At 68.7% G+C, this 12,395-nt stretch carries 10 protein-coding genes and 2 pseudogenes; 3 read left to right on the plus strand and 9 right to left on the minus strand.

The genetic code is table 11. From position 1 onward, the window contains the following. Positions 1-1,518: 1,518 nt before the first annotated feature. Entirely contained in the window at positions 1,519-1,731 is a 213-nt protein-coding gene (locus ACGFS9_RS30490; RefSeq protein ID WP_393255584.1) for a hypothetical protein, read from the minus strand. Positions 1,732-2,790: 1,059 nt separating this feature from the next. Here ACGFS9_RS30490 and ACGFS9_RS30495 point away from each other — a divergent pair. Beyond that, on the plus strand, positions 2,791-3,381 hold the full coding sequence (locus ACGFS9_RS30495; protein WP_393257674.1) for a hypothetical protein: 591 nt from the start codon (positions 2,791-2,793) through the stop codon (positions 3,379-3,381). Between the two features lie 156 nt (positions 3,382-3,537). Here the strand turns inward: ACGFS9_RS30495 and ACGFS9_RS30500 are convergent, their stop codons facing one another. Further along, entirely contained in the window at positions 3,538-4,518 is a 981-nt protein-coding gene (locus tag ACGFS9_RS30500; RefSeq protein WP_393257677.1) for an NADPH:quinone reductase, read from the minus strand. A gap of 449 nt (positions 4,519-4,967) precedes the next feature. After that, positions 4,968-5,171: pseudogene (locus tag ACGFS9_RS30505) on the minus strand (transposase family protein); the annotation flags it as partial. Between the two features lie 154 nt (positions 5,172-5,325). Here ACGFS9_RS30505 and ACGFS9_RS30510 point away from each other — a divergent pair. Continuing rightward, positions 5,326-6,098, plus strand: a protein-coding gene (locus ACGFS9_RS30510) for an IS5 family transposase (RefSeq protein ID WP_393257679.1) whose coding sequence is annotated in 2 segments (ribosomal slippage) — positions 5,326-5,623 and positions 5,623-6,098 — 774 coding nt in all. Because the reading frame shifts where the segments join, the coding sequence is not laid out codon by codon here. Between the two features lie 147 nt (positions 6,099-6,245). Here the strand turns inward: ACGFS9_RS30510 and istB are convergent. The 6 genes and pseudogenes from istB to ACGFS9_RS30540 form a co-directional block, all read right to left on the minus strand. After that, entirely contained in the window at positions 6,246-7,052 is an 807-nt protein-coding gene (istB, locus tag ACGFS9_RS30515) for an IS21-like element helper ATPase IstB (RefSeq protein WP_356075429.1), read from the minus strand. Then, entirely contained in the window at positions 7,052-8,302 is a 1,251-nt protein-coding gene (gene istA / locus ACGFS9_RS30520; protein WP_393257682.1) for an IS21 family transposase, read from the minus strand. The genes istB and istA overlap by 1 nt, the downstream gene beginning before the upstream one ends. Before the next feature lie 76 nt (positions 8,303-8,378). Further along, positions 8,379-8,666, minus strand: coding sequence for a DUF2750 domain-containing protein (locus tag ACGFS9_RS30525; RefSeq protein ID WP_393257684.1), 288 nt, complete (start codon positions 8,664-8,666; stop codon positions 8,379-8,381). 250 nt (positions 8,667-8,916) lie between these two features. Next, positions 8,917-9,399, minus strand: coding sequence for a hypothetical protein (locus ACGFS9_RS30530; protein WP_393257686.1), 483 nt, complete (start codon positions 9,397-9,399; stop codon positions 8,917-8,919). A 99-nt stretch (positions 9,400-9,498) separates the two neighbouring features. Further along, positions 9,499-10,158: a hypothetical protein gene (locus tag ACGFS9_RS30535; RefSeq protein ID WP_393257688.1), complete on the minus strand. Its 660-nt coding sequence runs from the start codon at positions 10,156-10,158 to the stop codon at positions 9,499-9,501. An 802-nt stretch (positions 10,159-10,960) separates the two neighbouring features. Beyond that, a pseudogene (locus ACGFS9_RS30540) lies at positions 10,961-11,209 on the minus strand (DDE-type integrase/transposase/recombinase); the annotation flags it as partial. Positions 11,210-11,642: 433 nt separating this feature from the next. Here ACGFS9_RS30540 and ACGFS9_RS30545 point away from each other — a divergent pair. Next, positions 11,643-12,374 carry a flavodoxin family protein gene (locus ACGFS9_RS30545; protein ID WP_393257690.1) on the plus strand — a complete coding sequence of 244 codons (732 nt, stop codon included), beginning with the start codon at positions 11,643-11,645 and terminating at the stop codon, positions 12,372-12,374. The last annotated feature ends 21 nt before the right edge of the window (positions 12,375-12,395 follow it).

Here is a 12,395-nt window from a genome sequence, read left to right on the forward strand (position 1 = left end):
GCCCGAGAACCCGGCAGGCCCGAGAACCCCGGGAAGCCCCGAGCGCCCCGAGAACCCCGGGAGGCCCCGGAAAGCCCCGAGAGCCCGGGAAGCCCGAGAACCCGGCAGGCCCGAGAACCCCGGGAAGCCCCGAGCGCCCCGAGAACCCCGGGAGGCCCCGGAAAGCCCCGAGAGCCCGGGAAGCCCGGAAACTCTGGGAAGCCTTGGGAGAGGGGTTGTTTCTCGGGGTGGGACCGGCCACTGGGTCGGGCCGGGCCCACCCGGCGGTAGAACCCAACGAGTTGCGGCGGGGTTCGCGCCGGACACGAACCCCGCCGGCAGCGAACAGCCCACCCAGAACAAGCGGACAGCCCACCGAAAACCGAAAGGAAGGACAGGCCGAAGCCACCCCGCAGGCGCGACCCCACCCGACCCAGACCCGACCCACCCCGAAGCAAGCCGAACCCACCGGGACCAGAGCCCCTCAAGGACCGATCCGATCCCACCCCAGGAGCGAGCCAGGCCGCCGGAAGCGAGCCGGACCCACCCGAGAGCGGACCCGACCCATCGGGGGAACGGAGCCACCCGAGAGCAGCCCCCGACCCGAGGACCGGAGCCAGCCGAGAGCAGCCCCCGACCCCGGGAGCAGACCGGACCCGCCAGGAAGCCGAAGCCACCAGGGAAGAGCGAGTCCCACCGGGAGCAGACCGGACCCACCCGGGAGCGGCCCCGAACCGAAGACCGCAACCACCCGCGAGCAGACCCAACCCACCGAAGACCGGAGCCCGCCGGGGATCGGCCCCCGCCGAGGGCCGATCCCACCCCGGGAGCCAAGCCGCCGGAAGCGAACCGGGCCCGCCCCGGACCGGAACCCCACGGGAACCGGACCGCCGGGAACGAGTCGGACCTGCCCGGGACCGAACCCACCCGGAAGCGAACCCGACCCACCCGGGCACCGGAGCCCGCAGGGAACCCGATCCCACCCCGGGACCAGACCCACCCCGGGACCGGAGCCACCCAGAGCGGCCGATCCCACCCCAGGAACGGGCCGCGGGCCGGGCCGCCCGGGGGCGGGTCTAGCCGGAGCGAACGGTTCGCCGAGGGTAGGCCCCGCCAAAAAATGGGGGGCCGGCCACCCGGGGAGGGCGTGTCGGGGCCCGACGGAGCCCGCGCAAAAGAGCGGGGCCGCCGGAAGCGGGGTCGGGTCTGCCGAAGAGAGGCCGATCCCACCCGCCCGGGGGGCGAGCCCGCCAAGGGAGCGGGCCCGCAGGGGGCCGGGTCTGCCCCGGGCGGGTGGGCCGGTCCCGCCCCTTTCCGGTGTGCCTCCCGAAAGGGGCGGGTCCGCCGAGGGGGCGGGACCGCGACCTGTGCCGCATCGCCGCCGGCCGGTACGGCCTGCCCCTTTCGGCAGTCCTGTGACGGAAAGCCCCTGGCGTCAGGTGGTCCTCCCGCAGCGGCCGGGCCGGCGAACATCGGTCCGGCGCGCTGCGGGCACCGGCCCCCTTTGAGGGCCGATGCCGCCCCGGGGCGCGGCCGGGCTTACTGGTGGACGCTGATCGCCTGCGTGGCCTGCGACTGGGCCACCGCGAACGGCGAGAAGGAGTTCGCCGCCAGCGACTCGTTGTGCGCACCGACGGCCGCGGCCTTGTGCGAGATGTTGGTGGTCTTGGCGAAGCTGAACGACAGCTTGCCCAGCGCCTCACGACCGGGAAGCAGCTCGGCGGACTCGGCCTCAAGCTTTGCGATGTCCATGATGAAAACCTTTCAGATGTCGATACAGAGGAACTCCGGACGCCACAGCCCGCGGGAACGCCCCGTCCATGGACGTGCGGAACCCGAAACGGCACGGACACCCACCCGCGCTCAGCCCGAAAGGCTGAATCGCGGACGAACACCTGCCGCCAGGCCCGGGACAGGGAGTAGAACCGTTCCCTGACCATTCACGTGGGCCGCGGCCCCTCCCGCTCCTGGCAGAGAGCGGGAAACAACCACAACCGTTGTCCGGAGTTACCGGACAACCCGTCCGATGACGTTGGACAGTAGCGGACGGACACACGACTACGCAAACTCCCCAACACGGACCTACACCCGTAAAACGCACAACAGTTCACCCCCTCGACACACGGCACCAACACCAGGAACCCCACCCACCCCGCAGTCCACCCAGAACAACCACCCCAAAAGCCCGCGGCCCAACACCCGGCCCCCACCCCCTCGGACCGTCACCCCACAAACCCCCCGCCTCCCGCCTCCCGCCAAGGCCGCATCTCACTTGACGCCAGGCGCACATGACAGGCCGTCAACACGACTCGGCAGGCGAACCACACAGCTCAGCACCTGACAGGACATCAACGCCGATCAGACAGCCGACAGAATCTGCCGAGCAATCAACGCCCCGCGGCAGCCGACCCGGCAGCACCTGACGGGAGATCAATCCCGGGCGGGATCGCCAGCGAGGACCTGACGGGCGATCAACGCCAGCGGACGGCCGGCAAGCCCCGGCGGGTGGCACCCCCCGCCAGGCGGCGTATCGGATCAACGAGCCCGAATCCGCCTGCCATTACCGCCTCAGCCCGGCTCGGGCCCGGCTCGCAAAGTGGCTGACCTGCCGTCAGCTCCCTGCGCGATCCCCGCATCCCTCTGCAGACCCACCACGGACGCCTGCGACAGCAGCACCGACGATGCCGCCACGACCTCGACGTCGTACGACTCCTACGGTGCGGACAGGCTCATCGCGTCCCGCGTGGCCTACGACGCGTTCGCCGAACCACCGCCAGCGGCAACAGCACGCTTCCCGTCAAGGTGGAGAAGGTGGCCTCGACCTACTTCCAATTCCTCTACCCAAGGGAGCACTTTGAAGGACCCGGCAAGCGTCTCAGCTTCACCTTCAGCAAAAGCTGGGGAATGATCTCCGTGAAGGTCAAGGCATGGGGCCCCAACACCACCAGATGCAACACCCATAGGATCTGCTCGACAGCCAACAAGATCGCGGCGCGGACCGGATTCGCAGTGTTCGCTTCAATATCGCGTTCTCCACGTCGCTCTACGGGATCCGGTGATCACACGATGAACGCACAGGTTCATGAACGGGCGAGGCCCGTCCTCACCTCGCTGGTGATCACGACGCTCGCGGCGGTTCCCTGGATCCTCGCCGTGCTCCCGCTCACCTTCAACGGCATACAGCAGGTCGAGGAATCCGGCAGTTCCGGAACCGGATCCGCCGGACTGGGCATCACCATGCTGACGCTTGCAGCACTGCCGCTCGCCGCCTCGGTGCTCGTCCTCACATATGGGCTGACCGCCCGAACGCAAGTCCACAAGACGGTGCAGACCGCGGCAGCGGCCCTCTTCTTCGGAGGCCTGGTGTCGTTCCTGTTCGCCGTCCTGCTCGCTATGGCGTAAAGCCGCGCCCGACGACAGCTAAGGCCAGGCCGCACGAACCCGGGACCGCAGCGAGCCGGGTAGAGGACCTGGTTGCGGGCCGTAGCGGCAGCCTGGGGCCCCGGGGTCAATGACGGGCCAACGATCATGAGGAGCGGCCGGTTCCGCGGGGTTTCTCTACTGGGGGACGTCGATCAGGACACGGCCCCGGCCACCGGCGTCGATACGCTCGTGGGCTTGGGCGATGTCGGCGAGCGGGAAGCGGTCGCCGACATCGACCGTGAGGGCGCCGACGGCCGCTGCGGCGGTGAGATCCCCGGCGGCCTGGCGTTTGGCCTGGTCGCAGAAGTCGTCGCTGCCGAGCAGGCGCAGGGTGACGTTGTTGAAGAGCAAGGTCCAGAACGGGATCTCGGTGCGGTCCTCGCGGGTGGCGTACGCGGCGATGACGGCGCCGTTCGCCACGACGGCACCATCGAGTTCGGCATTGTCGGACAGGGCGACCTCGATGATCCGGTCCACGCCGCCGGGTGCGTGGGCACGGATGTCCGCGGCCGGGTCACCGCAGTCGAGAGCGACGGCGTGGGCGACGACTGCGGGATCGATGCGGTCCAGGTCGGCGCCCCGTCGCACGGTGGCGATGACCGTGGCCCCGCCCCAGCGGGCGAGCTGGGCGGCCAGGGAACCGACGCCGCCCAGAACGCCGTTGACGAGCACACGCCGGCCATCGACGGAGCCGTCGGCGAAAACCGCGCGGTGCGCGGTGATGCCGGGGATGCCCAGGCTCGCGCCGAGGTCATCGGACAGGTGGTCGGGCAGCGCGACGGCCAGATCGCCGGGGACCACGGTGTACTGGGCGGCGGTACCGAAGCAACGGTAGGACTGGGCGCCGTACACCCACACCCGCTCACCCACACGGCGCGCCTCGACGCCCTCACCGACGGCGTCGATGGTCCCGGCGGCATCACTGTGCGGGATCACCCGCGGAAACGACATCGCCGAACCGGTCCAGCCACGCCGTTTCTTGGTATCGCCGGGACTGGCGCCGGAGACAGCGACGCGAACCCGCACCTCACCAGGGCCCGGGAAGGGATCAGGCAGCTCACCGTACTGGAGCACCTCGCCGGCAGGGCCCTGCCGCTCATACCAGGCCGCAAGCATGTTCAGTCCTTCCCGCCACGAACACGGATCCGAGGGCCGAGCGGCCCGCAGCACCCCTGCCACGGCGTCAGCGTTCAAAACCCCGAGGAACCAGCCGCGCTCGACACGATCAATGGCGGCCGCGTTAGCGGCAGCCGCGTTCCGTGGCGCGGGACGGTGAGCATCATGCCCCGCCGGAAGAAGCCGGCGACCTCCCCGGCGCACAACGGCGTGTCGCCGCCGCAAGAAGAAATCCGCGCAGACGGCAGACGGCGCCCATCCACGCTCCGCCGACATGCCGGAGTGAGGACGGGCGGGTCGCCGGCCTCTCCCGGTGCCGCCTGTACTCCGACTCAGACACAAGCGGATGCGGGCCCCGGCACCACGGGACCGTGCCCACCCGCCGACATCGACCGCGCCCGCATCGCCTCGCCGCAACCGCATGCCAGTGTCCTGAACGGGCACGGCGAGTGCCGGTAGGCGGTAGCCACCTCAATTGCGAAGCCGGCCGCGAGTTGGGCGTACGCGTGCCGGCAGCGTAGGTGCGCCAGGGCCAGTAGGGCCTGTCAGTCCGCGGTCAGGCGGTGCCAGCGTCTGCCACGCTCACGGCGCCTGGCTATCCACAGTTCGGACAGGTTGATCTTGGTCGACAATCCACCCACCAGGAGCGTCACCTCTTCCCCTAACTGCCTGTTCTCTATCCGTTCGCGCGGTCGGGCAGGTTCGAACGGGGGCCTGGTTCGGGTGAGTTGTCCGGGGCCGGCGCATGAAGGAAGGGCCTCTTGGTAGCTCGCGGATGTCGAGTCCAGCGAGGAGCAAGAGGCCACGTTGCTGCCGGTCGTGCCGCGCCGTCTGGATCACCCGGGACGCAAGCGTCTGGAAGACCGGAAGGTCCTGTCCGGCATCCTGTTCGTGCTCTACACCGGGATTCCGTGGGAGTTCCTGCCCCAGGAACTGGGCTTCGGGTCGGGGATGACCTGCTGGCGCCGCCTGCGTGACTGGAACGACGCGGGTGTCTGGCAGCGTCTGCACGAGTCGCTGCTGGCCGAACTGCATGCCGTCGGCGCGCTGGACTGGTCCAGGGCGGTGATCGACGGCTCCCACGTGCGGGCCATGAAGGGCGGCCCAAAACCGGACCGAGCCCGGTCGACCGTGCCCGAACAGGCTCGAAACACCATCTGATCACCGAAGCGCACGGCATCCCGCTGGCAGTGTCACTGACCGGCGGCAACCGCAACGACGTTACCCAGCTCATGCCCTTGATCGAGAGCGTCCCGCCGGTGCGGGGCCGACGTGGACGGCCCCGCCGACGGCCGCACACCATTTACGCCGACCGCGGCTACGACCATGACAAGTACCGCAAGCAGGTCCGGGCCGCCGGAATCACCCCGGTCATCGCACGGCGCGGCACCGAACACGGATCGGGGCTGGGTATCCACCGGTGGGTCGTCGAGCAGAGCTTCGCGCTGCTGCACTGGTTCCGCCGGTTACGCATTCGCTGGGAGATCCGCGACGACATCCACGAAGCCTTCCTCACGCTCGGATGCGCCCTCATCTGCTGGCGCCGTTTGCGCGCTCTGGCCAGCGATGCCGTGGGTTAGTCAGGCGCCCCCAGTCGATTGAGGACCTCCCCGGAGGTGAAGCTCCAGCCGACCAGGCGCGGTCCACTCCAATTTGTCGGCGACGCTTGAAAAGTGAGCCGAGTCCGGCGGGTGAAAAGTGACCCCCACTGCGTCAGTTGATGTTGGTCATTCCCCGGTATTGGCGGCCGGAACCCGCCCGAGGTCGCGGCCGCGCATGCGGTAGCTGTCGCCCTTCAGCGAGATGACCTCGGCATGGTGGACGAGGCGGTCGATCATCGCGGCGGCGACCGTGTCGTCGCCGAAGACCTCGCCCCAGCGCCCGAAGGGCTTGTTGCTGGTCACGATCACCGAGGCGCGTTCGTAGCGGCCCGAGATGAACTGGAAGAACAGGTTCGCCGCCTCGGGCTCGAAGGGGATGTAACCCACCTCGTCGACGACGATCAGCGGGATCCGTCCCAGCCGGATCAACTCGTCGCTCAGACGCCCTGCCTGGTGAGCCTCGGCAAGGCGGGTGACCCACTGGGCGGCGGTGCCGAACGCGACCCGGTGGCCGGCCTGGCAGGCCCGGATACCGAGCCCGGTGGCGAGGTGGGTCTTGCCGGTGCCGGGCGGCCCCAGAAAGATCACATTCTCTTTCCCAACAACGAAGTCCAGCGTCCCCAGATGGGCGATGACCTCGCGTTTCACGGACCGCTGGTGATCGAAGTCGAAGTCCTCCAGCGACTTGCGGGAGGGGAAACGAGCCGCCCGGACGCGTCCCTCGGCGCCGTGGGAGTCGCGGGCGGCGACCTCCCTCTGCAGGCAGGCGGCCAAATACTCCTCGTGGCTCCAACCCTCATCACGGGCCCGCTCGGCGAGCCGAGCGGCAGCATCCCGCAGGGCCGGGGCCTTCAACGCCTTGGTCAGATAGATCAGCTCGGAGCCGACGTCGCGGCCGGTCCTGGCCTGGTTCGTGTCGTCCTTCGTGCTCATCACGCTGCCCCTTCACCCGTGCTCAGTCCGCCGTCGATGACGCCGAAGATCCGGTCGTAGGTGTCCAGCGACCGCTCCTCGACCTCCGTCGCATCCGCCGGCGCCGGTTTCGTGCCGGCGGCCGCCTTGCGGGCGGCCGCGGCAGCGGCCGCGTGGTCCGGGTCGGTGATGGTCTGGTGGCGAGCCCAGCTGCGGGCATGGCGGGCGACCTCGACGCCGTCGCAGGTCACCAGGACCTGGTCCAGGTCGGCGGCGACCTCGACGCGGCGGCCGACGGCCAGCGGATGCACCGAGTAGTCGCAGGTGTCCAGGCGAACGTAGTGATCCCGCGGCAGCCGCAGCGATGCCTTCCACCAGCCCGGCGGGGCAATCGGCGGCAGGGCCAGCATCCGCGAGCGGTCCGCTTCCAGCCGGTCCGCCGGGCGGGCCTGCAAGGTGCGGTGGATGCGCCGGTTCGCCTTGGTCAGCCAGTCGGAGGGCTGGATGTTGAAGTCGGCAGGCGAGGTGAACACCCGCCCGGGCAGAAACGACGTCTCCAGATAGCCGTTGGCCCGTTCGACCAGGCCCTTGGCTTCTGGGTCCCGGGGCTTGCAGAGCAGGAATTTGACGCCCAGCAATCCGGCGAACGCCGCGAAGTCGTCTGTCAGTTGAGGACCACCGGGCCGCCAGGAGCCGACGGCTCCCTCGTTGTCCCAGACCAGCACCCTGGGGACAGCACCCAGCTCGGTCAGCAGCCGCCAGTGCCCGGCAATCAGATCGGCCCCAGACCTCGAGGGCAGCATCCGCGCGGTGATCCACCGCGAGTAGCCCGCGACCATGACCAGCACCGGCGGCCGCCCGACCTGGCCGAAGCCGAGCGGGATGTCGGCCGGCGGGAACCACAGGTCGCACTGGCCGATCTCACCCGGCTCATAGACCGTCCGCGAAGCCGGATCCGCGGGCCGATAAGCCGGCCGCAGGTCCCGCACCCTGTCCTTGAGCACCGTCAGGCCCCGGTCCCACCCGATCCGCTCAGCGATCACCGTCGACGGCATCTCCGGCCACTGCTCGAGCAGCTCACGAATCTGCGGCTCGACCGCGTCCACGATCGAACCCTTCGGCGCCCGCTGATACTTCGGCGGCGCATCGTCCGCGATCGCTCTGCGGACAGTGTTCCTCGCGATCCCCAGCTTCCTCGCGATCGCCCGAACCGGCATCCGTTCGGCCCGATGAAGCCGGCGGATCTCCGCCCAGTCCTCCACGCTGATCACCACTCCTCCCGGCCTGACCCAACGAGCCAGACCCCCGGAGGGGGTCAACTTTCAAGCGTCGACACTGGTCCACTTTTCAGCCGTCGCCGACACAATTGACGCCGATCACGAGCCCATCCCGTGCGGCATCGGGCAGTACGTGCTCGCACCAGGTGTCCAAGGGCATCGATCCAACGCGTAGCCCACGCCCCCAGATCTTCGCCGCCCGTCGGGCGCGGGCCGAGGTCGACCAGAACGGAAGACTTCGCGCGCCGTCCGCAGAGAGGTGAGTCGGGCTGCCCTCGTCACCCCGCACGAGCCAGACCACCCGGCTTTGGCGAACATCTCGGAAGAAGGCTGCCGCTTGCGAACCGCTCTGACTCATGACCACCGAGCCTACCGATCCCTGCCACTCATTTCGTTAGGAGTTCTAACGCCACTCTGGACCAACCGGCATGCCGAGCAGCCAGGTTGGAACAGCCTCGAGCATCGAAACGTGGTCGAGAGATGCTTCAACGGGTTCAAGCAGTTCCGTGCGTGAGCGACCCGCTTCGACGAGCTCACGGCCGGCTACCCGGCCGGACTCCGACTTTCCTAGCTGATCCTCCGGCTACGCGAACCCAGGCCACAGGTTCTCAGCGCCCGGGCGCCAGAACGGTGAGCACACCCGATGAGATCCCCAGCTGACCCAATCGGGACAGAAGCGCTGCTTTCTGTTCCTGCGTGACCTCAATCCACAGCGCCGTTCCCGAGTCACTGGCGCTGAAGACCAACCGGCCCTTCCCCCAGCCTTCGGCGTGGATGGTGTAGGGCGCCAAGTCCGACAGGACCTTGAACTGCCCGTCGTCTCGGACATCGAGGTCGATGCCCATCCCAGGATCGGAACGCCTGGACCGGGTACCGCTCATGACCTCCTGCCGAGCCAATGACAGCGCATGCTCATACGAGTGCATGACTTCGGCCGGCCAGTCGCCATCACTGTAGGCGTCGATGTGGGCCGCGTCGATGCTCGACCGCAGCACGTGAAGCGCTTCGCGATGAACACATACAACGTCCGCAGGGCGAACTCCCTCCACAAGTACGAGCTTGCGGACCCGGACGCCATCCTGACTGATCACATGCAGGACCCTCTCACGAGAAGTCGGCCGATTCCACAGAGAAGACCTGCCACAACACGATCATTGGCAGACAGGGGCCAGGGTCCCTATGGCAGCGGCTCAGCAGTCATAGCGATGGGTATACGGGGTGTCCGGGCAGGCGCGGCAGACGAAGAAGTACATGCCGCCGAGGTCTCCCAGGCTCATGTCGTGGCCGAGGCTTTCGAGGACGGCGGGGTCCGCCTCGGCTTCCCAGGATGGGGCGGCCTGATCCTGGCCGGGGTCCCGCTCGTCCAGGGGCAGCCAGCGGCCCCGGCCCGCCTCGGTCGCGGTGACGCTGAGAAGGTGCTCCATGCGCGTGCCGCAGGTTGTGCAGTCAGGCCAGTTCGGCGGCTGTGTCCAGCTCGGATAGCCCCCGACTTTGCTCTGCTGGGTGGTGGCCACCTCGAAGTAGTCGAAGCCGCGTTCCTCCTTCAGGGCCTCGAAGCGTTCGGCGAGCTGCCCGGCGAGTCCCTCCGCCAGGTCCCAGTTCGGGTACTCCACAGCAGGTGTGGGCGACAGCGTGCACGGCCGGGGCAGGTAGTCCTCCTCCGCCGTGTGCGGGAGAGGCGGTGTGCCGGCGCGGGCATCGACGACCGTTACCGCCGTACTACGCCAGTAGAGCCGGGGGTTGGCCGCGCACTCGCCGTCCTCGTGCACGAGCGGGCACCACAGGATCTGCAACAGGTCGGTACCGGTGGGAAAGACCAGGCCGGGCACATCGCGCCCGTACAACTGCACCACCGGGACCATCGCGACCGGCTCGGGCCCGACAGCCGCGGCCAGCGGCTTGTAATGGCCCGGCTCGGCACACACCGGCCAGGACTCACCGGCCGGCCACAGCAAAGGTCCACCGATGGAACTGTCCCCCGTCCCCGGCCGCCCGGCCCGGGGATAGAGCAGGACGACGTCGCGAGCCATCCCGGCCAACTCCGGAAAAACCGACTCCACATCGAAGGGAATCGGCGCCAACGCGCGCGGCCCGACCGGACCGGGCAAGAAATCGCCCTGCTGCACACGCCCCGACGACATGAACTCCCCCACCACAGACAGCCCGACCCGCCGACCTTAGCGCGTTGGTCGTCTTCGGTAGCCCGTGGCCGGGCAGGACAGGCCCACGGAGGCATCCAGACCACGACGACCCTCCGGAATCCCGCCCCCGGTTGAAGATCAAGCCGGGGCCTGTCGCGGAACTGCACTGCCGGGCAGCTGAGTCCTGTCGGTCGGTACAGTAGCGACAAGGACTGCAGGCAGAGGTTGCTGACCTCGCGGGGAAGCCTCGCGAGGTGGTGTGGATCAACGTGCCCGCGTCGTCGGTGAACAGCTCGTCGCTGCGGTCAGCAAGGCCGAGATGGTGCTTGATGCAGCTGGCTGCCTCCGTCGGGGTCATGCCCGGCATCGTGTAGCGCAGGGGGCCTGGCCTCGCGAAAATGGACACGCTTTCGGGTGGCTATGCGGCCAGCGTGAGCCTATCGGACTCCTGCTGGTGCTGGTCTCCGTAGGCGGTGCGTCGGCAGAGTTCCATTCCTGGGTAGTGGTGGGCACCGCGGAGGGTCTCCCGCCTGAGGGTGGCGTGGAAGCTTGCGCAGGCGGCGTTGTCGGCAGAGGTGCCGACCGCGCCCCTGGATTGGGCCACGCCCAACTCGCAGCACGGGTCCGCGAATTCGCGCGCTGCGTACTGGGCGCCGTGGTCGGAGTGGAAGACCGCGCCGTCGAGACCGCCGTGGCTGGCGGCTGCCATCCTCAGGGCGTCGGCGACGAGTTCGGTGCGCATGTGGACGGCGATGGACCAACGTGGCCGGCACCTTGGGCGGCGAGGCGCTTCTCCACGGCCACCTCCCGATCGCTCGATCCGATCGAGCGATCGGCGAACGACTACAAAGCCACGGACGCCTCGGACTCCCGCTCGGCCGGCCTGGCATACGCGCTGCGAGTCCTTGGCCAGTCACACGCCGAGCACCGCGACCAGGAGGAATGGCGCCCGTTGCCTTTCAGGGCGACAGTCTCTAGCGTCGACGATCTGCGTGTAGTCCACGGGCAGCGTTCTGCCGACGTCGTTTCCCGGCCCGGGCCAGGAGGCAGGTTCAGGGAACGGGTCGCTTTCGGGGCCGGGAATCGCGAAGGCGGCTTGCTGTAGGTCTGCCCGAGCGAGTTGCACCATGGCATCCCGCGAGCGCAGCATGGAAACGGAACGATCTCTCGACGACTCGATTCGGGATGGTCCGATGTCCGACAACAGGCAGCCGGCCGGAGGTCCGCGTTTCGACGAGCTGCGGGCCGTCTTCGTCAACGCCACACTGAAACGCTCACCCCAGGTGACCAACACCGGCGGCCTGATCGACATGAGCAGCGCGATCATGCGCCGCCACGGTGTGTCGGTCGAGGTGATCCGGGCAGTGGACCACGACATCGCCACCGGTGTCTGGCCGGACATGACCGAGCACGGCTGGGAGAGCGATGAGTGGCCGGCCCTCTTCGAGCGCATCATGGCCGCCGATATCCTGGTGCTGTGCGGCCCGATCTGGCTCGGTGACAACTCCTCCGTGATGAAGAAGGTCATCGAGCGGCTGTACTCGTGCTCGGCGCAGCTGAACGACAGGGGCCAGTACGCCTACTACGGGCGGGTCGGAGGCTGCCTGATCACGGGGAACGAGGACGGTGTCAAACACTGCGCGATGAACGTCCTCTACAGCCTGCAGCACCTGGGATACACCATCCCGCCGCAAGCCGACGCGGGCTGGATCGGCCCGGCAGGCCCGGGCCCCTCCTACCTCGATCCCGGCTCGGGAGGCCCCGACAACGACTTCACCAACCGCAACACCGCGTTCATGACGTACAACCTCATGCACATGGCAGCCATGCTGCACCGGGCGGGAGGTATCCCCGCCTACGGCAACCAGCGCTCCCAATGGGTCGCCGGATGCCACCCCGGCAGCGACAACCCCGAACACCGCTGAACCACACCGCAGAACCACCGA

The organism is Streptomyces sp. NPDC048566, assembly GCF_043199735.1.
Lineage (GTDB): Bacteria > Actinomycetota > Actinomycetes > Streptomycetales > Streptomycetaceae > Streptomyces.